At 71.9% G+C, this 24,444-nt stretch carries 27 protein-coding genes; 12 read left to right on the top strand and 15 right to left on the bottom strand.

All coding sequences use genetic code 11. The annotated features are described in order from the left end of the window. The first annotated feature begins 29 nt into the window (after window positions 1–29). Window positions 30–1,433 (top strand): tyrosine--tRNA ligase, encoded by a 1,404-nt coding sequence (gene tyrS, locus ACGFR7_RS17325; protein WP_393319334.1) that lies wholly within the window; start codon window positions 30–32, stop codon window positions 1,431–1,433. Between the two features lie 80 nt (window positions 1,434–1,513). Here tyrS and ACGFR7_RS17320 read toward each other — a convergent pair whose 3' ends face one another. Continuing rightward, entirely contained in the window at window positions 1,514–1,792 is a 279-nt protein-coding gene (locus tag ACGFR7_RS17320; protein ID WP_350250208.1) for a GlsB/YeaQ/YmgE family stress response membrane protein, read from the bottom strand. Window positions 1,793–2,060: 268 nt separating this feature from the next. Between ACGFR7_RS17320 and ACGFR7_RS17315 the strand changes: the two genes are divergently transcribed. Both ACGFR7_RS17315 and ACGFR7_RS17310 read left to right on the top strand, forming a co-directional pair. After that, a complete protein-coding gene (locus ACGFR7_RS17315) occupies window positions 2,061–2,435 on the top strand; it encodes a DUF3099 domain-containing protein (RefSeq protein ID WP_393319331.1) in 375 nt (124 codons plus the stop codon). A 232-nt stretch (window positions 2,436–2,667) separates the two neighbouring features. Then, window positions 2,668–2,916 (top strand): hypothetical protein, encoded by a 249-nt coding sequence (locus ACGFR7_RS17310; protein WP_393319328.1) that lies wholly within the window; start codon window positions 2,668–2,670, stop codon window positions 2,914–2,916. Between the two features lie 89 nt (window positions 2,917–3,005). Here the strand turns inward: ACGFR7_RS17310 and moaA are convergent, their stop codons facing one another. The 3 genes from moaA to ACGFR7_RS17295 form a co-directional block, all read right to left on the bottom strand. Beyond that, window positions 3,006–3,995, bottom strand: coding sequence for a GTP 3',8-cyclase MoaA (gene moaA, locus ACGFR7_RS17305; RefSeq protein ID WP_393319325.1), 990 nt, complete (start codon window positions 3,993–3,995; stop codon window positions 3,006–3,008). A gap of 196 nt (window positions 3,996–4,191) precedes the next feature. Further along, window positions 4,192–5,829 carry a cation acetate symporter gene (locus ACGFR7_RS17300; RefSeq protein WP_393319323.1) on the bottom strand — a complete coding sequence of 546 codons (1,638 nt, stop codon included), beginning with the start codon at window positions 5,827–5,829 and terminating at the stop codon, window positions 4,192–4,194. Continuing rightward, window positions 5,826–6,170, bottom strand: coding sequence for a DUF485 domain-containing protein (locus tag ACGFR7_RS17295; protein ID WP_393319320.1), 345 nt, complete (start codon window positions 6,168–6,170; stop codon window positions 5,826–5,828). The genes ACGFR7_RS17300 and ACGFR7_RS17295 overlap by 4 nt, the downstream gene beginning before the upstream one ends. Before the next feature lie 218 nt (window positions 6,171–6,388). Here ACGFR7_RS17295 and ACGFR7_RS17290 point away from each other — a divergent pair, with 218 nt between their 5' ends. Continuing rightward, window positions 6,389–6,586: a hypothetical protein gene (locus tag ACGFR7_RS17290; RefSeq protein WP_393319317.1), complete on the top strand. Its 198-nt coding sequence runs from the start codon at window positions 6,389–6,391 to the stop codon at window positions 6,584–6,586. Window positions 6,587–6,783: 197 nt separating this feature from the next. Further along, window positions 6,784–8,298 carry a S8 family serine peptidase gene (locus ACGFR7_RS17285; RefSeq protein WP_393319314.1) on the top strand — a complete coding sequence of 505 codons (1,515 nt, stop codon included), beginning with the start codon at window positions 6,784–6,786 and terminating at the stop codon, window positions 8,296–8,298. A 46-nt stretch (window positions 8,299–8,344) separates the two neighbouring features. Here the strand turns inward: ACGFR7_RS17285 and ACGFR7_RS17280 are convergent, their stop codons facing one another. The 3 genes from ACGFR7_RS17280 to ACGFR7_RS17270 are packed head-to-tail and all read right to left on the bottom strand — an operon-like array spanning window position 8,345 to window position 11,764. Further along, on the bottom strand, window positions 8,345–10,105 hold the full coding sequence (locus tag ACGFR7_RS17280) for a TIGR03086 family metal-binding protein (RefSeq protein ID WP_393319434.1): 1,761 nt from the start codon (window positions 10,103–10,105) through the stop codon (window positions 8,345–8,347). Between the two features lie 34 nt (window positions 10,106–10,139). Next, window positions 10,140–10,856 (bottom strand): lysoplasmalogenase, encoded by a 717-nt coding sequence (locus ACGFR7_RS17275; RefSeq protein ID WP_393319311.1) that lies wholly within the window; start codon window positions 10,854–10,856, stop codon window positions 10,140–10,142. After that, window positions 10,853–11,764, bottom strand: a complete 912-nt coding sequence (locus ACGFR7_RS17270) for a sterol desaturase family protein (RefSeq protein ID WP_393319308.1) — start codon at window positions 11,762–11,764, stop codon at window positions 10,853–10,855. The genes ACGFR7_RS17275 and ACGFR7_RS17270 overlap by 4 nt, the downstream gene beginning before the upstream one ends. A 132-nt stretch (window positions 11,765–11,896) precedes the next feature. Here ACGFR7_RS17270 and ACGFR7_RS17265 point away from each other — a divergent pair, with 132 nt between their 5' ends. From ACGFR7_RS17265 to ACGFR7_RS17240, 6 genes are all read left to right on the top strand, one after another. Then, on the top strand, window positions 11,897–12,601 hold the full coding sequence (locus ACGFR7_RS17265; protein ID WP_393319305.1) for a Type 1 glutamine amidotransferase-like domain-containing protein: 705 nt from the start codon (window positions 11,897–11,899) through the stop codon (window positions 12,599–12,601). A 228-nt stretch (window positions 12,602–12,829) separates the two neighbouring features. Continuing rightward, window positions 12,830–13,867 (top strand): DEDDh family exonuclease, encoded by a 1,038-nt coding sequence (locus ACGFR7_RS17260; protein ID WP_393319302.1) that lies wholly within the window; start codon window positions 12,830–12,832, stop codon window positions 13,865–13,867. 63 nt (window positions 13,868–13,930) lie between these two features. Next, a complete protein-coding gene (locus tag ACGFR7_RS17255; RefSeq protein WP_030087516.1) occupies window positions 13,931–14,164 on the top strand; it encodes a hypothetical protein in 234 nt (77 codons plus the stop codon). Between the two features lie 173 nt (window positions 14,165–14,337). Then, window positions 14,338–15,195, top strand: a complete 858-nt coding sequence (locus tag ACGFR7_RS17250; protein WP_393319300.1) for an SURF1 family protein — start codon at window positions 14,338–14,340, stop codon at window positions 15,193–15,195. Window positions 15,196–15,249: 54 nt separating this feature from the next. After that, window positions 15,250–17,034 (top strand): glycoside hydrolase family 15 protein, encoded by a 1,785-nt coding sequence (locus ACGFR7_RS17245; RefSeq protein ID WP_393319297.1) that lies wholly within the window; start codon window positions 15,250–15,252, stop codon window positions 17,032–17,034. Window positions 17,035–17,038: 4 nt separating this feature from the next. Continuing rightward, window positions 17,039–17,794: an SDR family oxidoreductase gene (locus ACGFR7_RS17240; RefSeq protein ID WP_393319294.1), complete on the top strand. Its 756-nt coding sequence runs from the start codon at window positions 17,039–17,041 to the stop codon at window positions 17,792–17,794. A gap of 91 nt (window positions 17,795–17,885) precedes the next feature. Here ACGFR7_RS17240 and amaP read toward each other — a convergent pair whose 3' ends face one another. The 5 genes from amaP to ACGFR7_RS17215 are packed head-to-tail and all read right to left on the bottom strand — an operon-like array spanning window position 17,886 to window position 20,255. Then, window positions 17,886–18,491, bottom strand: coding sequence for an alkaline shock response membrane anchor protein AmaP (gene amaP, locus ACGFR7_RS17235; protein WP_393319291.1), 606 nt, complete (start codon window positions 18,489–18,491; stop codon window positions 17,886–17,888). A 7-nt stretch (window positions 18,492–18,498) separates the two neighbouring features. After that, window positions 18,499–19,164 (bottom strand): DUF6286 domain-containing protein, encoded by a 666-nt coding sequence (locus tag ACGFR7_RS17230; RefSeq protein WP_393319288.1) that lies wholly within the window; start codon window positions 19,162–19,164, stop codon window positions 18,499–18,501. Next, window positions 19,161–19,553 carry a hypothetical protein gene (locus tag ACGFR7_RS17225; protein WP_393319285.1) on the bottom strand — a complete coding sequence of 131 codons (393 nt, stop codon included), beginning with the start codon at window positions 19,551–19,553 and terminating at the stop codon, window positions 19,161–19,163. Before ACGFR7_RS17225 ends, ACGFR7_RS17230 begins: the two co-directional genes overlap by 4 nt. 6 nt (window positions 19,554–19,559) lie before the next feature. Next, window positions 19,560–19,757: a hypothetical protein gene (locus ACGFR7_RS17220; protein ID WP_088797070.1), complete on the bottom strand. Its 198-nt coding sequence runs from the start codon at window positions 19,755–19,757 to the stop codon at window positions 19,560–19,562. 36 nt (window positions 19,758–19,793) lie between these two features. Then, the gene (locus tag ACGFR7_RS17215; RefSeq protein ID WP_393319282.1) at window positions 19,794–20,255 is read right to left on the bottom strand and encodes an Asp23/Gls24 family envelope stress response protein; all 462 of its coding nucleotides are present in this window, start codon (window positions 20,253–20,255) and stop codon (window positions 19,794–19,796) included. Between the two features lie 254 nt (window positions 20,256–20,509). Here ACGFR7_RS17215 and ACGFR7_RS17210 point away from each other — a divergent pair, with 254 nt between their 5' ends. Beyond that, on the top strand, window positions 20,510–21,232 hold the full coding sequence (locus ACGFR7_RS17210; protein ID WP_393319279.1) for a hypothetical protein: 723 nt from the start codon (window positions 20,510–20,512) through the stop codon (window positions 21,230–21,232). Window positions 21,233–21,284: 52 nt separating this feature from the next. Here the strand turns inward: ACGFR7_RS17210 and ACGFR7_RS17205 are convergent, their stop codons facing one another. The 3 genes from ACGFR7_RS17205 to ACGFR7_RS17195 all read right to left on the bottom strand — a co-directional run bounded on the left by ACGFR7_RS17205 (window position 21,285) and on the right by ACGFR7_RS17195 (window position 24,333). Further along, a complete protein-coding gene (locus ACGFR7_RS17205; protein ID WP_393319277.1) occupies window positions 21,285–22,064 on the bottom strand; it encodes an enoyl-CoA hydratase/isomerase family protein in 780 nt (259 codons plus the stop codon). A gap of 113 nt (window positions 22,065–22,177) precedes the next feature. Then, on the bottom strand, window positions 22,178–22,399 hold the full coding sequence (locus ACGFR7_RS17200; RefSeq protein ID WP_006606369.1) for a helix-turn-helix domain-containing protein: 222 nt from the start codon (window positions 22,397–22,399) through the stop codon (window positions 22,178–22,180). 335 nt (window positions 22,400–22,734) lie between these two features. Continuing rightward, window positions 22,735–24,333 carry an ABC-F family ATP-binding cassette domain-containing protein gene (locus ACGFR7_RS17195; RefSeq protein ID WP_393319273.1) on the bottom strand — a complete coding sequence of 533 codons (1,599 nt, stop codon included), beginning with the start codon at window positions 24,331–24,333 and terminating at the stop codon, window positions 22,735–22,737. Window positions 24,334–24,444 lie beyond the last annotated feature (111 nt).

Here is a 24,444-nt window from a genome sequence, read left to right as displayed (position 1 = left end):
TTCGGGAACCACGATCGATCAGGAACGCCATGACACGCCTCGGCGAATCCGTCGCCCGCGCCACCACCCTGCTCTCCGCCGACCTCTCCTCGGACGCCACGGTTCAGGAGCTGCTCCAGGAGACGGGCGCCCGGCGCTCTCTCGATCTGACGGACCTGCCCGCCAAGGAGCAGGCCGAGCTGATCGCGGCCCGTACGGTCGAGGTCCTGCCGGGCGTGGAGAAGCTGGCCGAGCGGATCGAGGAGCGCCGGGCGGCCGGCCAGGGTCTGCACATCAAGCTGGGCATCGACCCGACGGCCACCGATGTGCACCTGGGGCATGCGGTGCCGCTGATCGTCCTGAGCCGGTTCCAGCGGCTGGGGCATGACGTCACCCTGATCATCGGTGACTTCACGGCCAAGATCGGCGACCCGTCGGGCCGTACGGCCGAGCGGCCGCCGCTGACCGACGAGGACATCGCGCACAACCTCGCCACGTACCGCGAACAGGTGCGGCCCTTCTTCGACTTCGAGAAGGTCAGCTTTCGGCAGAACAGCGAGTGGCTGGCGCCGTACACCTTCCCGGAACTGCTCATGCTGCTCGCCCAGGTGCCGGCCTCCCAGCTGCTGCAGCGCGAGGACTTCCGCAACCGGCTGGCGGCCGGCTCCGGTCTGACCATGACGGAGCTGCTGTACCCCATCGCGCAGGGCCTGGACTCGGTGGCGCTGGAGTGCGATGTGGAGCTGGGCGGCTCCGACCAGCTGCTCAATCTGCAGATGGGCCGCAAGCTGATGGAGCTGCGCGGGCAGCGGCCGCAGCTGGTGGTGACCATGCCGCTGATCGAGGGCACGGACGGCACCGGCGCCAAGATGTCCAAGTCCAAGGGCAATTACGTCGGGCTGAGCGCCCCCGCCGAGGATGTCTTCGGCAAGATCATGTCGGTGCCCGACCGGCTGATGGAGCCGTACCTGAAGGCCTGGACGGAGTGGACGGACGGGGAGATCGCTCTCGCCCTGGGCCGGGTCACGGACCGCTCGCTGCACCCGATGGACCTCAAGAAGGTCCTGGCGGGCGAGGTCGTGGCGGCGCTGTACGGCATGGAGGCGGCGATGGCGGCGCGGGCCGGTTTCGTCGCGCAGTTCTCCAAGAAGTCGTTCTCCGATGTGGACTCGCTCCCGGTCGTCGATGTCGCCGCGCACGGCGCGGAGACGGTGGCGACGGTGCTGACCAAGATCCTGGAGTTCACGCCCAGCGCCTCGGCGGCGCGGCGGCTGGCCAAGCAGAATGCGCTGCGGCTGGTCGTGGAGGGCGAGGGCGGGCAGCGGACCGTGACGCTCGCGGAGGCCGATTCGGTCCGGCCGCTGGGTGAGGTGCTGGCCGAGAAGCTGGCGGACACGGCCGGGGTCGCGTACCTCAAGGCCGGACGGAAGCTGGCTCAGCTCGACGGCCGCTGAGACGGCGGAGGACACGGGCGGCCGGTGCGCATCGCTGCGCGCCGGCCGCCCGTGTCCTCCGCGTCTCGGGGAGACACCGCCTAGGCGGCATGTCTCTTGCGGCCGCGCATGGAGGCCCAGATGCGGTCACCGACGGCGACGACGACCACCGCGCCGGCCAGTTGCAGCAGGTGCCGGATCCAGTCGATGCCACGGGTCTCGTTGACCCCGATGCCGGTCGCCACCCAGTTGCCGAGGACGCTGCCCAGCATGCCGAAGATCACGGTCAGCCAGAGGGGGATCTGCTGCTTGCCCGGGATGATGGCCTTCGCGATCAGGCCGAGCACCAGGCCCACGATGATGGCCCACAACCACGTCATGTCGACTCCTCCTGCGGCACGGTGCGGATGACACTCGCCCGCTCAGTGTCGCCCCGCATCGGCTGGGGCGCACGCCGGGAACCGTCGTCCGCACCGGTGCGCTGACAGACCCACGGGAACGCGGTGGCAGATCCCGCCGGAACGGGGTGACGGACTCCGCCGGAACGGGGCATGACCCGGTCTCGAAGGCGGCGCAGTCGCGGCGTACCGTGGAAACCGACCGGATACCGGGGAAAATCCGGCACGACTGAGCGGGCGGTGGAACGTGATGCGGAAGCAGAGCAGCGGCCAGGCCTTCCGGATCACCGGGGCACGGCAGGGCCTGTCCGAGGATGTGCGCGGACGGCAGCGGCGGTATGTGATCTCGATGGCGGTACGGACCGTGGCCGTCGTGCTCACCGTCGTGCTGTGGAACATCGAACGGCCCGTCGCCATCGCGACCCTGGTGCTCGGTTTGACACTGCCCTATATCGCGGTGGTGATCGCCAACGCGGGCCGGGAGAACGCCCCTTCGCTCCCGAAGACCTTTGTCGCGGGCCCCACCCGGCCGATGCTGACGCCGGGAGCCGGCGACGCTCCGGCCGAGTCCGTTCCGGAGCGGCCGGCGGCGGGCTCTTCCGCAACTCCACATGACCCCAGCTGATCATCGCCCGGTCTGCAAAGCTCAAGAAAAGCTCAGATCAATCATGGAGTTCCGGTGCACTGGGCACCCTTCCCCGTGACATACTGCGTACGCGCTCCGCATCCCCCGTCGGAGCGACGGACCGACGCCGGGCGGCTCCCCCCGTGGCTGCCCGGCGTCGTCATGTCCGCAGGTCCGCGGGGTGCGGTAGACGGGGCCCGGGGCTGTGAGCGCAGGACGTAGGGTTGAGGCCGTGAACTCCCCGAACCCCCAGGAACCCGCCGAGGACACCGTCATCTGTTCCGCGAAGGGCTGCCGCGCCGCCGCCGTATGGGTGCTGGCCTGGAACAACCCGAAGCTGCACACTCCCGACCGGCGCAAGACCTGGCTGGCCTGCGAGGAGCACCGGGAGCACCTGTCGCAGTTCCTCGGCGTGCGCGGATTCCTCAAGGACGTCGTGACGCTGGAGGAGTGGGAGGCGTCGTCGGCCGCCGGTCACTGACGCAGGTCGCCGACGCCGCTCACTGACGCAGGTCACGGACACAGGCCGCTGAGCAGGCCGCTGACGCAGGCCGCTGACGCCGGACCGGCTCAGCCGCCGATCGAGGACATCGGACGCTCCGGCTGCAGGAACGAGGGGTCGTCCAGGCCGGAGCCTGCCTTCTTGCCCCACATCGCGCGCTCCCATATGCGGGCGATCTCGTCATCCGGGGCTCCGGAGCGCAGCGCGGTACGCAGGTCCGTCTCCTCGGTGGCGAACAGGCAGGTGCGGATCTGGCCGTCGGCGGTCAGCCGCGTACGGTCGCAGGCCCGGCAGAACGGGCGGGTGACGGAGGCGATCACACCGACGCGGTGCGGCCCGCCGTCGACGATCCAGCGTTCGGCGGGCGCGGAGCCCCGCTCGTCCTGGCCCTCGGGGGTGAGCGTGAAGCGGGTGCGCAGCGAGCTGAGGATGTCGCCCGCGGTGATCATGCCGTCGCGCTTCCAGCCGTGCTGGGCGTCCAGCGGCATCTGCTCGATGAAGCGGAGCTCGTAGTCATGGGCGAGGGCCCAGGCCAGCAGGTCGGGGGCCTCGTCGTCGTTGAGCCCCGGCATCAGGACGGTGTTGACCTTGACCGGGGTCAGACCGGCCGCGCGGGCCGCCTCCAGACCGCGCAGGACATCGTCGTGCCGCTTGCGGCGGGTCATGGCCTGGAAGACGTCCGGCCGCAGGGTGTCGAGGGAGACGTTGACGCGGTCCAGGCCGGCGTCGCGGAGTGCGGCGGCGGTGCGCTGCAGGCCGATGCCGTTGGTGGTCAGCGACATCTGGGGGCGCGGGGCGAGGGCGGCGACGCGCTCGACGATGCCGGGCAGGCCGGGGCGGAGCAGCGGTTCACCGCCGGTGAAGCGGACCTCTTCGATGCCCAGGTCCCGTACGGCGATGCCGATCAGCCGGACGATTTCGTCGTCGGTGAGCAGATCGGGCTTGGCCAGCCACTGCAGACCCTCTTCCGGCATGCAGTACGTACATCGCAGATTGCACCGGTCGGTGAGTGAAACGCGCAGGTCGGTGGCCACACGACCGTAAGTGTCGATGAGCACTGGGCCCCCTCCCCAAGAGTGTTGGCTCGGTACCTCTCCTTCGGTGGATCAGTACGTCTTCGAGACTACGCGATAGGTGTGACAGCGAGCAGGGAGGAGAAGCACGAGGTGGGCGGAGTGGAGTCGTAGAGATCTACGATGCCACCCCGCCCGGGCCCTGTAGGGACGGCTCAGCCGGGCCGCCGGCGAGGCCGCCTCAGTGTGCTCCGGTCCCGGTCAGCGAGCGGACCTCCAGTTCGGCGTACTTCTTCACGTCCGGTTCCTCCTTGGACAGCAGGGACCCGAGCCAGCCGAGCAGGAAGCCCAGCGGGATGGAGATCAGCCCCGGGTTTTCCAGGGGGAAGACGTCGAAGTCGGCGCCGGGGAACATCGAGGTCTCCTTGCCGGAGACGACCGGGGAGAAGAGGACCAGGAGGACGGAGGAGACGAGGCCTCCGTAGATGGACCACAGGGCGCCCCTGGTGGTGAAGCGTTTCCAGAACAGGCTGTACAGGAGGGTCGGGAGGTTGGCGGAGGCGGCGACCGCGAAGGCGAGCGCCACCAGGCCGGCGACGTTCAGGCCGCGGGCGAAGACCCCCAGGACGATGGCGACACCGCCGATGCCGACGGTCGCCCAGCGGGCCGCGCCGACCTCTTCCTTCTCGGTGGCCTTGCCCTTGCGCAGGACATTGACGTACAGGTCGTGCGCGAAGGACGAGGACGAGGCGAGGGTGAGGCCGGCGACCACCGCGAGGATGGTTGCGAAGGCGACCGCGGAGATGACGGCGAGCAGGATCGCGCCCCCGGTGGAGCCCGCGCCACCGCCGATCTCCTGGGCGAGCAGCGGGGCCGCGGTGTTGCCCGCCTTGTTGGACGCGGTGATCGTCCCTGGCTTGATGAGGGCCGCGGCACCGAACCCGAGGGCGATGGTCATCAGGTAGAAGACGCCGATGATGCCGATCGCCCAGTTCACGGACTTCCGGGCGGCCTTGGCGGTGGGGACCGTGTAGAAGCGGATGAGGATGTGCGGCAGGCCCGCGGTGCCCAGGACGAGGGCGAGGCCCAGCGAGATGAAGTCGATCTTCGAGGTGGCGGTGGCCCCGTACTTGAGGCCGGGCTCCAGGAAGGCGGATCCCTTGCCGCTGTTCTCGGCGGCGGCGCCCAGCAGGTCGGAGAGGTTGAAGTGGAACTTGAGCGCCACCAGGAAGGTGATCAGCAGGGTGCCGGCGATCAGCAGGACCGCCTTGACCATCTGGACCCAGGTGGTGCCCTTCATCCCGCCGATGGTGACGTAGAGGATCATCACGACGCCCACGAGGACGACGACCAGGATCTTGCCCGCCTCGCTGGTGATGCCCAGGAGCAGGGTGACCAGGGCGCCCGCGCCCGCCATCTGGGCGAGCAGGTAGAAGATCGAGACGATGATGGTGGAGGTGCCGGCGGCGGTGCGGACCGGGCGCTGGCGCATCCGGTAGGCGAGCACGTCGCCCATGGTGAAGCGGCCGGAGTTGCGCAGCGGTTCGGCGACCAGGAGGAGCGCGACGAGCCAGGCGACGAGGAAGCCGATGGAGTAGAGGAAGCCGTCGTAGCCGAAGAGGGCGATGGCGCCGGCGATGCCGAGGAAGGAGGCGGCGGACATGTAGTCGCCGGAGATGGCCAGGCCGTTCTGGAATCCGCTGAACTGCCGGCCGCCGGCGTAGAAGTCCTCCGCGCCCTTGGTCTGCCGGCCCGCCCAGACGGTGAGGCCGAGGGTGGCGGCGACGAAGACCGCGAAGAGGGTGACGATCAGGGTGCGGTGCTCGCCCGCGCCGCCGGCCGCCAGGTCGAGCGCGAGGGAATGCCGCAGGGGGCTCATGCGTCACCTTCCAGGCGGGACTTGATGGCCTCGGCCTTGGGGTCGAGCCGGGTGGCGGCATGCCGGGCGTACCACCAGGCGATGAGGAAGGTCGTGACGAACTGGGCGATGCCGAGGACGAAGGCCACATTGATATGGCCGAGGACCTTGGTGCCCATGAAGCCGCCGGCGTAGCTCGACAGCAGCACGTACCCGAGGTACCAGAGGATGAAGGCGACGGTCAGCGGGAAGGCGAACGAGCGGTGTGCCCGGCGGAGTTCATCGAATTCCGCACTCGACTGCACCTGGATGTAGTCGGGCGGCTCATGCGTCCCCGGGTCGAGGGTCGGTGCGGCGCTCACGGAATCTCCTGACGCGAAGGGGCGGGCCCGGGCCGGTCCGGCGGATCGGCCCGGGAAGAGCCCGGCCGACGGTAAAGCTCACGTAAGTGATCTGGATCACGCATGGTAGAGGCGCGTCAGACGATACGACAGGGGTCCGTTGGTTGAATCCCAGAAGAAACCGGGGGAATGCCCGCGCCGGACCGCCACCGCGCGCGGGGCGCTTCGTTGAGCCCGGTGTGAATCCGCCGCCACAGCAGGCCCCGCAGCCCCCCGTTCCCCGCCGGCGCCCCTACGGCAGCATCCGGCTGCCGGCGCCGCTCGCCCCCGCCCCGCCGGAACCACGGCCGGGGACGGCCGCCGTCGCGCGCCGCTGGTACGGACCGCGGATCGCGCTGCCCCCGCTGAGCATCACCACCCTGCGACGCGACGGCTAGACCGGACCTGGCAGGCGTCCAAGACGGACGAAATCGGCTGACACACTATCAATTTCACACTCCTGGCGGGTTTTCGCCCTGTTTTTTCTCCGTAGTCCATTGCTGCGCACGAGTGGTCGCCGATAACTTCACATCTCATTGCAACCGCCCGTGCGCAACCCGCGCACGGGCGGTCTCACGGATGATGTGGAGTATCCATGGCACATCCCCGATCCAGACGCATGCGGGCGCTGGCCGTACCGCTCGGACTGGCTCTGACGGCGTCTCTCGGTTTCCTCCCGAACGCGGCCACCGCCGCGTCCCAGGACTCCGCCCCGGCCGCAGCGCTCTCGGCCGACGGCCCGCTGCTGTCGTACGTCGTCAACACCACGCCCGGCCATGCCATGGCCGGCAAGGTCGAGAAGGCGATAGCCAAGGCCGGCGGGAAGGTGGTCATCGCCCATGAACGGATAGGCGTGATCGTCGTCCACTCGGCCAACCCCGGGTTCGCCGCGTCGATGCGCGCGGTACCGGGCGTGCAGTCGGCGGGCGCGACCCGTACCGCGCCGCTGAAGGCGCAGGGCACCACCGACATCGGCAAGCCGCAGAAGATCGACCTGCCGAAGTCCCAGCTGACGGCGGCCGGCAAGGCGGCGAAGGCGAACGGCGAGGAACCGCTCGAACCGCTGCAGTGGGACCTGCCCGCCATCAAGGCCGACAAGGCCGCGAAGGTGAACCCGGGCAGCAAGAAGGTCACCGTCGCCATCATCGACACCGGTGTGGACGACACCCACCCCGACCTGAAGGCCAACTTCTCCGCGAAGCAGTCCGCCAACTGCGTGGGCGGCGTGGCCGACACCCGCAAGGGCGCCTGGCGGCCCTGGAACCCGGACGAGGACTACCACGGCACCCACGTCGCGGGCACGATCGCCGCGGCCCGTAACGGTGTCGGCGTGGCGGGGGTCGCGCCGGGCGTGAAGATCTCCGCCCTCAAGGTCAGCGAGCCGGAGACGAGCCTCTTCTACGCCGAGAGCGTGGTGTGCGCCTTCGTCTTCGCGGCCGACCACGGCGTCGAGGTCACGAACAACAGCTACTACGTCGACCCGTGGATGTTCAACTGCAAGGACGACGCCGACCAGGCCGCCATCATCGACGCGGTCGGCCGTGCGGCGAGCTACGCCCAGCGCAAGGGGGCGCTCAACATCGCCGCGGCGGGCAACTCCGGCCTCGACCTGGCGGCCCCCCAGCTGCCCGACGCCTCCAGCCCGAACGACTCCACCCCGGTCGAGCGCACCATCAACCCGAAGACCTGCTGGGACGTTCCCACCCAGCTGCCGGGCACGGTGACGGTCGCGGCGGCGGGAGTCAACAAGCTCAAGTCGTACTACTCGAACTACGGCCTCGGTCAGATCGATGTGTCCGCGCCGGGCGGTGACTCGCGGCAGGTGCCCGAACTGCCCGCCAAGAACGGCAACATCCTCTCCACCATGCCGGGCGGTGACTGGGCCTACCTGGCCGGCACGTCCATGGCGACCCCGCACGTCGCGGGCGTCGCGGCGCTGCTCAAGAGCACCCACCCGAAGTCCAGCCCGCAGGAGATCCAGTGGCTCCTCAAGGAGCAGGCGGACAACCCCGGGTGCCCCACGGGTGACGCGACCTGCACCGGCACCAAGCATGTCAACAGCCACTTCGGCTACGGCATCGTCGATGCGCTGGACGCGGTGAAGAAGTAACTCCCTGACCGTCCGGGAGAGTTACGGGGAAGGGCCGGGTGGAGCGTCACCCGGCCCTTTGCCTTGCGGGTGCGGGCGGGCCCGGGGTGAGCGGGGCGGTCAGGCCGGGGCGCGGCCGGGGACAACCGGATCGGCGGCCGGGGGCAACCCGGTCGCGGCCGGGGAAGGCCGGGTCGCGGCCGAGGAAGGCCGCCAGCCGGTCCGTGGCGTGCGCGCCGGGCGGGGCGGGGCGCTCGGGGGCGAACGAGCCGCCCTCGGTGCGCGGTGCGGCACCGTAGATCCGGCGGGCCGCCGCCAGGGTCTCCTCGGCGACCGCGGGTGCCAGACCGGTCGGTGCGCCCGTCGCCCGGGCCAGGTCCCAGCCGTGTGCGAGGAGTTCGACCACCACCTGCTGGACGAGCATCGCGCCGGGCGCTTCGTAGGGACCGTAGGTGCGCCGGAGCATCCCGCTGCGGGTGAAGGCGGCGAGGGCGGCGCGGGCGGAATCCTCGAAGGCGGCGCGGTGGTCGTCGCCGAGGTGGTCGGCGGCGAGGTCGTCGCGCGGGGCGTCCTCGGCGATCGAGGTGGCCATCAGGTTCTCCCACACCATGTGGTCGAGCAACTGCCGTACGCTCCACCCCGCGCACGGTGTCGGCAGGTCCAAGTCCTCGGGCCGGACGGCGGCGACCACCGCGGACACGTCCCGGATCACCTGCTCGTAGGCGTCCATCACCCGGTCCGGGTCGGTGCCGTCGAAAGCGGACCGGTCCAGCTCGTACGGCCGGGGGTGGGCGCGCAGCGCGGCCGCGGTCCAGGTGCCCGCGAGGTCCCAGCGGGGCGGGGCGGGCCGGCCGGTGACGGTGCACAGCAGTTGCCAGTAGCGCTCGACGGCCGGCTCGGCGGCGGTCTCCAGTTGCTCCAGCAGCCGGCCGCGGGCCTGCGGGCCGTCCTCGGCGGGTGGGTCGGGGGTGCCGGCCTGGGTGGGGAGCCAGGCCGCGATCAGCTCGGCGAGGAAGGGCTCCGCGGCCGGGGAGTCGGGGGCGATGCCGGCCGCGACGGCCTCCTCCCCGCGCCGCCGCATCAGCTCCGCGACGCGCACTGCTGCCTGTTGCTGCGCGGCCTGCTCCTGCGCGGCCTGCTCCTGCGCGGCCTGCTGCTGGGCGGCTTGTTCCTGGGCGGCGGGCGTCCGCCCCGCGGCGTGCGCCCCGCTCGCCGCCGGCCCGGTGCGCGCGCTGTACTCGGCCAGCCGGCGCAGCGCCGACCGTAGTTCCGGGCCCCGCACCAGGGCCGTCAGTGCGGTCCAGGCGTCGATCTGCTCGGGGGTGGGGTCGTCGGGCAGTTCGGGCACGGCGGCCAGGAGGCCGCTGCGGTAGGCGGGGGCGTGCACACCGTCGAGGGCGTCCTCGACGAAGTCCGTGATGATGCGGCGGCGTTCTTGGTCCGACAGGCGGGCCGGTTCGGTCATGGTCGGCAGCTCCTCTGCTGCGCTCCCCCGCGTGGCGACCGACCGCAGCACGGCGCGCCGCAGTTGCAGAGTGCGTATCTGTGCGTCCAGCGCGTCCGCCCACTGCGCGGCCGTCTCGGCGACGGTGCACTCGCGGTGCAGCACGGAGCGGATCGCCGCCAGCCCGATGCCCAGGTCGCGCAGGCTGCGCACGATCTCCAGGCGGGCCGGGGCGTCCGCGCCGTACAGCCGGTAGCCCGCGGGGGTGCGGGCGGCGGGCGGCAACAGGCCCTGCTCCGACCAATTCCTGATGGTCTTGACCGGAACGCCGGTCAGGCGCGCCAGCGCGCCGATGGTGAGCAGACCCGTGCCGTCCTCGTACATGCCGTCCACTCTCGGGTCTCCCACGGAGGGAGACTCAAGCGGCGGTGCGTCCGGCCACCCGGGCCCGCGCCGCACCGGCCTCCGGTGCGGTCCGGGGAGCGGTGCCGGCCGCGCGCAGCACACCGCAGGACAGCGCGTACTGGGCCGCGGCATAGGTCAACATGATGCAGAACTGCGGGGCGGGCAGCTGCGGCCAGTGGGCGATGCCGCTCGCGATCAGGGTGTCGGAGAGCAGGAAGAGCAGCCCGCCGGCGGCGGCCAGGGCGCCCGCCCGGAGCGCGCCGAAGGCCATCGCGGTGAGCAGCAGGCTGTAGCCGGCCACCGGGATCCGCAGATCGGCCGGGAGGTCCGGCCACAGGAGCACCACCGTGCCGGCGAGCAGCGCGGCATACGCAGCGGCGGCGGCAACCGTCCGCCCCCGCCATCCGGCCTCCGGCGCCGCCCCGTGCCGGGCGAACAGCAGCAGATAGCAGACGTGTCCGGCGGCGAACGAGCCCATCCCCACCAGGAAGGCGACGTCCCCGCCGATCTGGAGGAAGGTGTCCCCGCCGAAGCCGCACAGCAGCGCACCGGCGAGCAGCGGGGGGCCGCCGCGCGCCAGCGCATAGGCGGCGAGCACCGGCATCAGCGCGGGCTTGGTGATCTGTCCGACGATCGTGACGCCGCCGAGCAGCGCCCCCAGGTGTACGACGGCCAGTGCGGCGAAGGCCCAGAGCAGCGGCCGGACGGCCCGCGGCCACCGCGCCCTCATGCGGCCGGCTCCCCGACGGAGGCCGGCGCCTCGGCCCCCGGCCGTCCGTCCGCCGGGGCCTGCCCCGCGGCGGCCCGCCCGGCCGGCTGCCAGCCCGGCCCGCGGAACACCCGCCCGGCGCGCTCGCGCCAGCTGTCCGCGGCCCGTATGTCGCGCGCGATCGCGGCGTACTCATGGGTGGCCACCCGCAGCGGGTTGAAGGTCTTGATGTCCTTGGTGAGGCCGTAGACCGGCCGCTCGGTTTCGGCCACGAACGAGCCGAACATCCGGTCCCAGATGATCAGGACCCCGCCGAAGTTGCGGTCCAGGTAGCCGCCCTGCGAGGCGTGGTGGACCCGGTGGTGGGAGGGGGTGTTGAGCACGAACTCGAAGGGCCGGGGCAGTTTGCCGATCCGCTCGGTGTGCACCCAGAACTGGTAGACGAGGTTGGCGCCGGAGGTGAAGGCGATCACGGCCGGGTGGACGCCGAGCGCGATCATCGGGACGTAGAAGGGCCAGACGGTCCAGGTCGTCCAGGGCTGGCGCAGGGCGGTGCTGAGGTTGAACTTCTCGCTGGAGTGGTGCACCACGTGGCAGGCCCACAGGACGCGGATGACGTGGTGGCCGCGGTGCGACCAGTAGTAGAAGAAGTCCTGGGCGAGCTGCATCAGGGGCAGCGTCCACCACACCACGGGTATCCGCAGCGGCGTGAGCTCGTAGACCGCGGCGTAGATCGCCACGATGGGGATCTTCCACAGCGCGTCGAACACGAGGCTGCCCAGGCCCATGCCGACGCTGGTGGCAGCGTCCTTGGCCTCGTAGCCCTCCGCCTCCTCGTCGGGATGGAGGCGGTAGCTCACCATCTCGATCACGGCGAGCAGGACGAAGGCCGGTATGGACCACAACAGGACATCGGGCAGGTGCGGCATGTCCCGCACCATAAAGGCGTGGACGGCGGTGCCGCTAGGGGTTGTTACCGATAAGTATGTAAGACGTGCCGTCAGCTGCGTCGTGACGGCGGCCCGGGGGCAGGTCCCCGCGACGACCGGAAGCGAGGTTCCATGACCCGTACACCGACCATCGCCCTGCTCGGCGGCGGCTTCTCCGACGACCCCGACACCCTGCTGGACGACTTCGTACTGGAGACCGCCGGGCGGCCCCGGCCGAAGGTCTGCTTCCTGCCGACCGCGAGCGGTGACGCGCCGGGGTACATCGAGGGGTTCCACGCGGCGTTCGCCGGGCGCGGGTGCGAACCGAGCCATCTGGAGCTGTTCCGGCGCACCGTGACCGATCTGCGGTCATTCGTCCTCGCCCAGGACATCGTCTACGTCGGCGGCGGCAACACCGCCAACATGCTTGCCGTCTGGCGGGTGCACGGCCTGGACGCGATCCTGCGCGAGGCGTACGCGGCAGGGGTGCTGCTGTGCGGCATCAGCGCCGGGGCCTGCTGCTGGTTCGAGACCGCTTTCTCCGATTCCTTCGGCCCGCCCGTGCCGCTGGCCGACGGGCTCGGACTGCTGCCCGGCAGCCTGTGCCCGCACTACGACGGCGAACCGGAGCGCAGGCCCGGCTATCTCGCAGCGGTCAACGACCGTGCGCTGCCCGGGGGCTGGGCGGTCGACGACGGCGCCGCCGGGGTGTTCACCGACGGCCGCCTCGTGGAAGTCGTCACCCGCAGACCGGGCGCCACGCTCCACCGGGTGAGCGTCGGCGGGGACGGCTCGGTGGAGGAAGTGGCGCAGACGGCGCGGCAGCTGGCGGCCTAGGGGCGCCTTCCGGTCTCCGCGGGCCTGCGGCGCCGGCGCCGGTGACCGGCTTCCGGCCCGCCGTCAACTTCGCCGCCGGCCCCGGGGCCAGGGGCGGCCCAGAGGTGTCGCCGGCCTCCCGTCGTCCGTCTGCGGAGCGGGCCGCGCGGCACGTGGGGCGTGCGAGCGCCCCCGCGCGCCCCACGCCGGTTCGGTGGCTGTCAGTGGTGGCCCGTATCCTCAGTGACCATGCTCGAAGACCGTATGGCAGCAGCCGACCCGATCGCGCCGAAGATCGGGCAGCAGCCGGGCCCGCAGACGCCGCCGGCTCCCTGGCCGTCCGCATATCCCCAGGGATACGCGGTGGTCGACGTCGAGACCACGGGCCTGGCCCGCGACGACCGGATCATCTCCGCCGCGGTGTACCAACTCGACGCACAGGGCGAGGTCCAGGACCACTGGTACACCCTCGTCAACCCGCAGCGGGACCCGGGGCCGGTCTGGATCCACGGTCTGACCAGCGCCGTGCTGGCCGATGCCCCGCTCTTCCCGGAGGTCGTCCCGGAGCTGTCCCGGCGCCTGGCGGACCGGGTACTGGTCGCGCACAACGCCATGTTCGACTGGTCGATGATCGCCCGCGAGTACGCCCGCGCCGCGGCGACGGCACCGGTCCAGCAGCGGCTGTGCACCATCGCCCTGTCCAAGGAGCTGCGGCTCCCGCTGCCCAATCACAAGCTGGAATCCCTCGCCGCGCATTACGGCGTGGTGCAGGAGCGCGCCCACCACGCGCTGGACGACGCCCGGGTGCTGGCCGAGGCGTTCCGTCCCGGTTTGCGGCGGGCCGCACAGGAGAATCTGCGGCTGCCGCTGATGAGCTGTCAGCCGCTGACGGAGTGGTCGGACGCCCCCGCGCCCCGGCAGCACGCCACCGCCTCGGCATACCGCCCCACGTCCTGGCGGCCCTCCCGTAGGCGCCCGGCGTGCCCCTACCCCAACCCGGGGCGCTACGAGGCGGGTGGCCGGCTCGTCCAGGGGATGCGGGTGGCCTTCTCCGGCGACACCTCCGTGGACCGCGAGCTGCTGGAGGACCGGGCCGTCGAGGCCGGGCTCCATGTCGCCACGAGCCTGTCCCGGCTGACCAGCCTGCTGGTGACCAACGACCCCGACGCCCGGACCTCCAAGACGGCCAAGGCCGCCTCGTACGGCACGGTCGTGATCGACGAGGCCGCCTTCATGCAGCTGCTGCAGGACGTCGAGCCGGCGGCATCGGCGCCTGCGTCCGGGTGAAGCCCGTCCAACACACCCGTCGGCACCTCGCCCCGCAGGGGCGCCGCCCGCACCCTGTGGCGCATGGCACGTTGTGAGGTCTGCGGAAACGAATACGGCATGACATTCGAGGTGCATGCGCAGGGCGCGGTGCACGTCTTCGACTGTTTCGCCTGCGCCATCCACCGCATGGCGCCGATCTGTGAGCACTGCCGGTGCCAGATCATCGGCCAGGGCGTGGAAGCCGACGGGCAGTGGTACTGCGGTGCGCACTGCGCCCGGTCGGACGGGAGGGTGGGCATCGTCGACCGTGTCTGAGCCCGCCCGGTCCCGCCCGGTCCCGTCTGATGCCACCTGGGTCTGATCCCATCGGCTCTGATCCGAAGGGACCGCCCGGACCGGGCCGGGCGGCCGCCCGGCCGGCCCCTCCCCCGGCCCCTACCGGGGACCCCCGGCTCGGGTGCGGCAACGGCCCGGGTACCGTCGAAGCCGTGTACCGCTTCCTGTTGTCCCGGCAGTGGGTGATCCTCACCCTCGTGGCTCTCGTGCTGATCCCCGTCATGATCAAGCTGGGCTTCTGGCAGCTCCACCGCCATGAGCACAAGGTGGCGCAGAACCAGCTGATCGCGAGCAGCCTGGCCGCCAGGCCGGTCCCGGTCACCGAGCTGACCGCGCCCGGCCGGACCCTGCCCCGGCACGACATGTGGCGCACGGTCACCGCCACCGGCACCTACGACACCGCGCACGAGGTCGTGGTCCGTCAGCGCACCGCCGCCGACGAGCAGAGCATCGGCTACTACGTACTGACCCCGCTGGTCCTCGGCGACGGCAGGGCCGTGCTGGTCAACCGCGGCTGGATCTCGGCGGGCAACGACCTCACCCGGTTCCCGGACGTCCCGGCCGCCCCCCGGGGCAAGGTCACCGTGACCGGCCGGATGATGGCCGACGAGACCACCGCCTTCAGCGGCATCAAGGACACCAAGGGCCTGCCCGCCCGCCAGATCATGCTGATCAACAGCAAGGAGCAGGCGAAGCGGGTCGGCCGGCCGCTGCTCGGCGGCTATATCGAGCAGACCGGGCCCGAGCCGCCCGGCGGCAAGCCGGAGCTGGTCCCCGAGCCGGACCACGACTCCATCGGGCCGCACATGGCGTACGCGGTCCAGTGGTGGCTGTTCGCGGCGGCGGTGCCGGTCGGCTGGGTGATCCTGGTGCGCCGTGAGCGGCGCGACCGGGCGGAGGCCGCCGCCAAGGAGAAGGAGGCAGCCGAGGCCGGACCGGACCCGGAGACTCCTGAGGCTGCCAAGGCTCCTGAGACCGACGACACGAAGCCGGTGCCGGCCACGTCGTAGCCCGTACAGCCGCCACGGCGCGTGGCGCCGCAGCCGTGCGGGAAAAGGCGCTGAGTGCACCCACATATCGAGGACTATGCGCTCATCGGCGATCTGCAGACCGCCGCACTCGTCGGCCGCGACGGCTCCATCGACTGGCTGTGCCTGCCCCGCTTCGACTCCGGGGCCTGCTTCGCCGCGCTTCTGGGCCACAAGGACAACGGCCACTGGCGGCTGTCCCCCCGCTCCTCCGAGGCCCGCGCGGAGCGCTCCTACCGCGGTGATTCGCTGATCCTGGACACGGTGTGGGAGACCCCCACGGGCAGCGTCCGGGTCATCGACTTCATGCCGCAGCGCGACCGTCAGCCCGATGTCGTACGGATCGTCGAGGGCCTGAGCGGCAGCGTCGAGATGCGGGGCGTGCTGCGGCTGCGGTTCGACTACGGCCGGGCGGTGCCCTGGGTGCGGGCAACCGAGGGCTGCCGGGTCGCGGTCGCCGGGCCGGACTCGGTATGGCTGCGCACCCCGGCCCAAAGCACCACCTACGGCAAGGACTTCAGCACCCGCTCGGACTTCACCGTCGCCGCGGGCGAACGCACCGCGTTCGTGCTGACCTGGCACCCCTCGCACGAGCCCCGGCCGGTCCAGATCGACCCCTTCGAGGCGCTTCAGGACACCCTGGACGACTGGCACACCTGGTCCGGGCGCTGCCGCTACCACGGCCCCTACCGCGAGGCCGTGATGCGCTCACTGATCACCCTCAAGGCGCTCACCTACGCGCCCACCGGCGGCATCGTCGCGGCCCCCACCACCTCGCTGCCCGAGGAGCTGGGCGGGGTACGCAACTGGGACTACCGCTACTGCTGGCTGCGCGACGCCAGCCTCACCCTGAACTCGCTGCTCTCCGCCGGATATCTGGAGGAGGCCGGTGCCTGGCGGGACTGGCTGCTGCGTGCGGTGGCCGGCGCCCCCGACGATCTGCAGATCATGTACGGGCTGGCGGGTGAGCGGCGGCTGCCGGAGGCCGAGCTGCCGTGGCTGTCCGGATACGCCGACTCCGTGCCCGTACGCATCGGCAACGCCGCCGTCGAACAGCGTCAGCTCGACGTCTACGGCGAAGTGCTCGACTCCTTCCACATCGCGCGCACGGCCGGGCTGCCGTCGGAGCCGCACGCCTGGAGCATCCAGCGCGCGCTGGTCGACTATCTGGAGTCCACCTGGCGCGACCCCGACGAGGGGCTGTGGGAGATCCGCGGGCCGCGCCGGCACTTCGTGCACTCCAAGGTCATGGCCTGGGTGGCGGCCGACCGGGTGGTGTGGGCGCTGGAGGCCAATCCGAAGCTGGGCGGGGACGTCGACCGCTGGCGGGCGATGCGCGACGAGGTGCACCGGGAGGTGTGCGAGCGGGGCTATGACGCCGGCCGCGGCACCTTCACCCAGTTCTACGGGTCCGCGGAACTGGACGCGGCGACCCTGCTGATCCCCCGGGTCGGCTTTCTGCCGGGTGACGACCCGCGGGTCGCCGGCACCATCGAGACGGTACGCAGGGAGCTGAGCCACGGCGGTCTGGTGCGCCGCTACAGCACCGAGGGCGGCTCGGTCGACGGGCTGCCCGGCGACGAGGGCACCTTCCTGGCCTGCTCGTTCTGGCTCGTCGACGCGCTGCGGATGAGCGGACGGCGGCGCGAGGCCCACGAGATGTTCGAACGGCTGCTGGACCTGCGCAACGATGTGGGGCTGCTCTCCGAGGAGTACGACCCGGTGGCCGGCCGCCAGCTGGGCAACTATCCGCAGGCGTTCAGCCATATCGGCCTGGTGGGGACCGCCTTCGGGCTGCAGGACGGGGCAGGGGCAGACTAGGGCCATGGATCTTGGACTCACCGACCGGACGTACCTCGTCACCGGGGCGACCCGCGGCCTCGGCTTCGCCACCGCCCGTGAACTGGTCGCCGACGGCGCCAACGTCGTGCTCACCGGACGCACCGAGGAGAGCGCGGCAGCGGCCGCGGCCTCGCTCGGCGAACGCGCCCTGGGGGTGGCGTCCGACAACGCCGACCCGAAGGGCCCGGACCGCCTGGTGGCCGCGGCCCGGGAGCGCTTCGGCCGCCTGGACGGCGTGCTGATCAGCGTGGGCGGCCCGCCGCCCGGCGGCGCCCTCGACAACACCGACGACCAGTGGCAGCAGGCCTTCGAGTCGGTCTTCCTCGGCGCGGTACGGCTGGCCCGCACGGCCGCCGCCGAGCTGGCGGAGGGCGGCGTGATCGGCTTCGTACTGTCCGGCTCGGTACATGAGCCGATCCCCGGGCTGACCGTCTCCAACGGGCTCCGCCCCGGCCTCGCCGGCTTCGCCAAGTCACTCTCGGTCGAGCTCGGCCCGCGCGGCATCCGGGTCCTCGGTGTCCTGCCGGGCCGGATCGCCACCGACCGGATGACCCAGCTCGACGCGCTCTCCGGCGACCCGGAGGGCACCCGCGCACGGAACTCCGCGGCGATCCCGCTGGGCCGCTACGGCACACCCGAGGAGTTCGGCCGGGCCGCGGCGTTCCTGCTGTCGCCGGCCGCGTCGTATGTCACCGGGGTGATGGTGCCGGTGGACGGCGGGGCCCGGCACGGCTTCTGACGGGGAGCCCGCCGGCCGGCCGGGCCGGGGACTGCTCATGAGGACCGGACCGGCACGCCCGGCGGGAGTCGCCCCGGCCGGCCCGCCCGCCCTAACTGACCCGCTCGGGCCGGTGCTTGACCGCGCGCAGCCGGACGTCCCCCGGCAGCCGGCCGAGCCCGGCCGAGCGGCGGGCGTGGGTCACCGCCTCGTCCGACAGGCGGCGGACCACGGTCCCCGGATCGGCGTGCGGGGCGAGGGACAGCAGGGCCCGGATCCGCGGTTCGCTCCGGCGGCCGGTCAGCAGCACCCCGGCCCGGTCGACGCCTTCCAGCGACTCGGTTTCGGCCGCGAGGACGCCCTCCAGCGCCCGGCCGCGCAGGGTGGCGCCCTCGCCGTCACCGCTGTCGACGAGGATGTCGTTCAGCCGGTGCCGCCGCAGCTGGGACAGCAGCCACCACAGCATCAGCAGCACGAAGACGGCCAGGACGGCGATCACGGCGGGCCAGAACCAGCCCTGGCCGGTCCAGCGGGTGCGCTGCCGCTCGGCGAGCAGTACGCCGCCGGGGCGGGACCAGGGCCAGTGGGCGGGCAGCCGCACCCGCCATCTCGCGGGCAGGTCCAGGCCGCCGAACAGCACCAGGCCACCGGTGCCCAGCAGCACCACGCCGGTCACGCCGAGCAGTACCCGGTTGATCGTTCTGCCGACCCTGCGCATCGCTGCCTCATTTCTTCTTCGGGCGCCGGACGTGCAAGGTCAGGCCGATCCGGTGCGCCAGCCCCAGCTGCCGCAGGCCTTCGCCCAGCGCGATGTCGAGGTCGGCGCGGACCTCGTCCAGCTCACGGAAGTGCGAGACGGCGTGCGCCTTCGCCTTGCGGCGGCCGACCTTCATCCGTACGGACTGGACGCCGGCCACCTCCATGGCACGGTCGCGCAGCACCAGCGCGGCGGCCGCCCGGTCCAGCCCGGCCCGGAGGTCCGGCGCCGTGGGCCGCATCGGCAGCACCTGGCGCAGCCCGGGGGTGAGCGCCAGCACGATCAGCCAGACGCCGAGCACCAGCGCGAGAGCGGCGGCGGCCAGCACCCAGGGGTTGTCGAGGTGAAGGGTGGCCAGCTCGCGGGCGAGCCACCGGCGCCAGGCCATCGCGGGGTGATGGACGCGCACCGCGACCACGTCGTAGAGCAGCAGTCCGGCGGCGGCCAGCAGCACCAGCGCGACCACCGCGGCCGGCACCCGGCGGGCCGACCAGAAGCGCCCGGTGCGGCCGTCGTCCACCCGGTCCGTCGCGGCCGGGTCCGGGCCGGACCCGCTCCCCCGGTCCGTGGCGTCGGGCGTCTTGTCGAGGGTGGGCATCCGCCGGGTGTCCGGCTGCTCCGCGTCGTCGCTCATCGCACCCTCCCACGGCCCGTACGCTCCTGAAGCCGGGAGTGCAGCCGCTCGACCTCCACGGCGACCTCGGGCACCTCCATGCTCGCCAACGCCTTGACCTGCTCGGTGACGTGACGGCGTACCACGCGGCACTGGGCGCCGAGGTCGGAGGGGTAGCCCAGTTCCACGGCGATGCGCACCCGCGCCTCGCCGAAGTGCCGGCGGTCATCGCGTCGGTGCACGGTCACCGTCGCATGTGCCTGGGTGCGGGTCTGCGGGGACTGCCGGCGCAGCGCCTCCCGGGCCGCCTGTGCGGCGATCTTCGCCACCACCCGGTCCGCGATGCTGGTCGCGCCCCGCTCGCCCGCCGCCACGGTGGCGGCAGCGGCGGCCGGGGACACCGTCGCCACCCGGCTTCACCGCCGCCGTTCGTCGCGGTCGCCGCGGCGCGGACGGAAGAAATCGCCGGCCTCCAGATCCCCGTCCAGGAGTCTGCCGGCCACGAAGCCGATGGCGCCCAGCGCCGCCACCAGTACGAAGGCGCCGAAGCCGCCGAAATATCCGGCGAAGCCCAGTGCCATACCGGCCAAGAGGCCGACCACGGCCATGCTCATCGTGCGCTCCTTCGCTACCGCTCCGGACGGGCCCGGCTACTGGAGCCGCGGCTCCGTTCCCTCTTCTTCGTCTTCCTCGTCGGGCAGCTTGACGTCGCTGACCGCGATATTGACCTCGACGACCTCCAGGCCCGTCATCCGCTCCACCGCGGAGATGACGTTCTCCCGTACGGAGCGCGCCACATCGGCGATGGAGACGCCGTAGTCGACCACGATCTCCAGGTCCAGCGCGGTCTGCACCTCGCCGACCTCGGCCTTGACCCCGCGGGTCGCGGTCGCGGACCTGCCGCCGCCGGGCACCCGGTCGCGTACCGCGCCGAGCGTACGGGCGAGGCCGCTGCCCATGGCATGCACACCGAGGACGTCCCGGGCCGCCAGACCGGCGATCTTCTCGACCACGCCGTCGGCGATGGTGGTCCGCCCACGGGTCGCGGGGTCGCCGCCACCCCGCTTGGCAGGAGTCCGGGGCGCCTCTGCATGCTGCTGGCTCTCGCTCATCGCCGTAGTCCCTTCCGCGAGGAGAAGCGGTCCGCTTCCGCGAGGAGAAGCGGTCCACCCGCTCCGTTGCCCACAGTAGGTCCGCATCCCCCGGGCCGCTCCGGGGACGTGGCAGCGGAGTGCTCCGCACGGCGGCGCCCGGCACACCGCCCCGCCATACCGGCCGTAGGGGCAGGTCTGCGGCAGGCTGGTGACGTGGTGTGCGGGAGGTGCCCGGAACGGGTCCGGGGACCTGCCGGGAAAGGGGTGACGCGGTGGCCGCGAACCAGTGGGCGCAGGCGGTGCGGGTACAGCTCGGGATCGGCCGGGTGCTGCCGCTCGGCGGGCCCGCGGACGGAGCTTGGATCACCGAGCAGGCGGCCGCCGGGGCGTTGCGGGCGGCCGCCGGGACACCGGCCGGGGTGCACCTCGGCACGCTGCGGCTGTCCGTCGCCGACCCGGACCGGGCCCCACAGCCCGCGGTGCCGGCCCCGCCGAGCGCGCTGCCGCCAGGCCCGCTGCGGATCGAGGCGGATTTCGCCGCGGTCGCCGGCCGGCCGCTGCCCGCTGTCGCCGACCAGGTGCGCACCGCGCTGCTGGAGGCCTCGGTCCAGGAGCTGGGGCTGGTGGTGGGTGTGGTGGATCTGCAGGTCAGCGAGCTGCTGGAAGAGGGCGAGGCACCGTCGCCGCCCCCCGGCCGTACGCAGGGGCCGCCTGCCGCTCCCGCGGCGGATGAGGGCAGCGGTGCGACACAGGAGGGCTTGGCGGGGATCACCGCCGTCGCGCGGGGCGTACCGGGCGTGGCCCGGCTGGCTCCGGTGCTCGGCGGGGCGTCCCGTGCGGTGCGGTACACCGACGGCCATGTGCTGGTCCAGCTGGCGACCGCGCCCGGCCACCGGGCCCTGGACGTCTCGAGTGCCGTACGGCAGGCGGTGGCCGCCGCACCGGCGGCGCCGTCGACGGTTGCCGTGCTGGTCACCGCCGTGGAACGGAGCTGACGGGCGCCCCCGGCCGGAAGGGACGCCCGTCAGTAAGAGGGGTGCGGCGGGGTTACTCCCCCACGCCCGCGAGGTCGCGCAGCCGGCGTGCCTGCGCGGCCCGTTCGGCGGTGCGCTGTTCCTCGTACGTACGGCCCGCGGCGCCGGCCAGCAGGGCCTTGGTCTCGATGACGGCGTCCCGCGGCGGGGCGGTGAGCGCGGCGGCCAGGTCGGTCACCGTGGCATCGAGTTGGTCCGCGGGCACGACGAGGTTGGCGAGGCCGATCCGCTCGGCCTCCTCGGCATGCACGAAGCGGCCCGTGGCGCAGATCTCCAGCGCCCGGGCGTAGCCCACCAGCCCGACCAGGGGGTGGGTACCGGTCAGGTCCGGTACGAGTCCCAGGCTGGTCTCGCGCATGGCGAACTGGGCGTCGGGCGCGACCACCCGCAGATCGCAGGCCAGGGCGAGCTGGAAGCCCGCGCCGATGGCATGGCCCTGCACGGCGGCGATGGACACCAGGTCGTTGCGCCGCCACCAGGTGAACGCTTCCTGGTACTCGGCGATCGTGGCGTCCAGCGCGCTGTCGGTGCCGCGCGCCAGATCGATGAACGACGGCTCGCCGTCGAAGCCTTCGGGCGTGAACGCCTGACGGTCGAGGCCGGCGGAGAAGGACTGGCCCTCACCACGGAGCACCGCGATCCGCACGTTTCCCGGCAGCAGCGAACCCGCCTCGGCGAGCGCCCGCCACATGGCCGGTGACTGCGCATTGCGCTTCGCTGCGTTGGCGAGGGTCACCGTGGCGATCGCACCGTCAACGGTGAGTCGCACACCGTCCTTGTCGAGCAGAGTCATCAGCGCCTCCGAGTCAGCCGTCCGCACCTGCGTGCGTAAGTGACTGAACGGTAACCTCCCGGTCGACCGCTCGGTCGACCGGGGGGACACCGTTGCACCCGGAGTCGCAGCCGTCAGGCCGATGCGGCCTTCTTGCCCCTTGTGGCTCCGCCTCGACCGCGCAGGACCACACCGGATTCGCTGAGCATCCGGTGCACGAATCCGTAGGAGCGGCCGGTTTCCTCGGCCAGCGCCCGGATGCTCGCACCGGAGTCGTACTTTTTCTTCAGGTCTGCCGCGAGCTTCTCGCGCGCGGCGCCGGTTACCCGGCTGCCCTTCTTCAGAGTCTCGGCCACCCGTGCCTCCTCGTGGGAAGTGCGCTCTGGACTCTCATGATCACCCCTCCCCGGCTTCCTGGCCACCCATTCCGCAGGGTCAGTACGACATCCTTTGCCTTCCGGCGGCCGCCCTCGCGGGCCGGAATGCCATATTCCGCCTCTTCGGATGGCCGCCCGTCCCCGGTTTTGTGCGAAAAGCGGCAGGTCAGGCGGTAGGTGGCCGAAATGGTGACGGCCGGGCCCCAAGGACCCGGCCGGATGCCGCAGACTCGCCGATGTACGAGCCGTTCTCACTCAGATGATGGATCACACATCGGCCGAATGATCCATACGGCATGATCCATACGCCGTGATCAGGCCAGCGCGACCAGGTCCGCGTAGTCCTGGCCCCACAGGTCCTCGACACCGTCGGGCAGCAGGATGATGCGCTCCGGCTCCAGCGCGTCCACCGCCCCCTCGTCGTGCGAGACCAGGACCACCGCGCCCGTGAAGGTGTGCAGCGCGCCCAGGATCTCCTCGCGGCTGGCCGGGTCGAGGTTGTTGGTGGGCTCGTCGAGCAGCAGCACATTGGCCGAGGAGACGACCAGCGTCGCCAGGGCGAGCCGGGTCTTCTCACCGCCGGAGAGCACCCCGGCGGGCTTGTCGACGTCGTCCCCGGAGAAGAGGAAGGAACCCAGCGTCTTGCGGATGGCGACCAGGTCCATGTCCGGGGCGGCCGAGCGCATGTTCTCCAGGACCGTGCGGTCCGGGTCCAGGGTCTCGTGCTCCTGGGCGTAGTAGCCGAGCTTGAGGCCGTGCCCGGGGCGGACCTCGCCGGTGTCCGGTGTCTCGACGCCGGCCAGCAGCCGCAGCAGGGTGGTCTTGCCGGCACCGTTCAGACCGAGGATGACGACCCGGGAGCCCTTGTCGATCGCCAGGTCGACGTCGGTGAAGATCTCCAGGGAGCCGTAGGACTTCGACAGCCCCTCGGCGGTGAGCGGGGTCTTGCCGCACGGCGCCGGGTCCGGGAAGCGCAGCTTGGCGACCTTGTCCGAGGCGCGCACCGCCTCCAGGCCGGCGAGCAGCTTGTCGGCGCGCCTGGCCATGTTCTGGGCGGCGACGGTCTTGGTGGCCTTGGCCCGCATCTTGTCGGCCTGGCTGTTGAGCGCCGCGGCCTTCTTCTCGGCGTTCTGCCGCTCGCGCTTGCGGCGCTTCTCGTCGGCCTCGCGCTGCTGCTGGTAGAGCTTCCAGCCCATGTTGTAGATGTCGATGTTCGAGCGGTTGGCGTCGAGGTAGAACACCTTGTTGACGACGGTCTCGACCAGGTCGACGTCGTGAGAGATCACGATGAAGCCGCCGCGGTAGGTCTTGAGGTAGTCGCGCAGCCAGACGATGGAGTCGGCGTCGAGGTGGTTGGTCGGCTCGTCGAGCAGCAGGGTGTCGGAGTCCGAGAAGAGGATCCGGGCCAGTTCGACGCGGCGGCGCTGACCGCCGGAGAGCGTATGGAGCGGCTGGCCGAGGATGCGGTCGGGCAGGCCCAGGCTGGCGGCGATGGTCGCGGCCTCCGCCTCGGCGGCGTACCCGCCCTTGGTCAGGAACTCGGTCTCCAGGCGCTCGTACTTCCGCATCGCCTTGTCGCGGGTGGCGCCCTTGCCGTTCGCCATCCGGTCCTCGTTCTCGCGCATCTTGCGCAGCACGCTGTCCAGATCACGGGCGGACAGGATGCGGTCGCGGGCCAGCACGTCGAGGTCGCCGGTGCGCGGGTCCTGCGGCAGATAGCCGACGTCGCCGGAGCGGGTGACCGTGCCGGAGGCGGGGATGCCCTCGCCCGCCAGCACCTTGGTGAGGGTCGTCTTGCCGGCGCCGTTACGGCCGACCAGGCCGATGCGGTCGCCCTTGGCGATACGGAAGGAAGCGGACTCGATGAGAATGCGGGCGCCGGCGCGCAGCTCAAGGCCAGAGGCGGTGATCACGGAAAAACTCCAGGGCAGGAAGACGGCGGATTGGACGGACGGTCCGAGAGCGGGCTGCGCCGTCTAATGAACCCAAGGGAGAACTGCCATGGGAGGCAGTCTAACGGCCCT

This window comes from Streptomyces sp. NPDC048516, from assembly GCF_043199875.1.
GTDB lineage: Bacteria > Actinomycetota > Actinomycetes > Streptomycetales > Streptomycetaceae > Streptomyces.
Note: the sequence above shows the minus strand (reverse complement) of the source record. Positions and strands in the feature narration are given on the sequence as shown.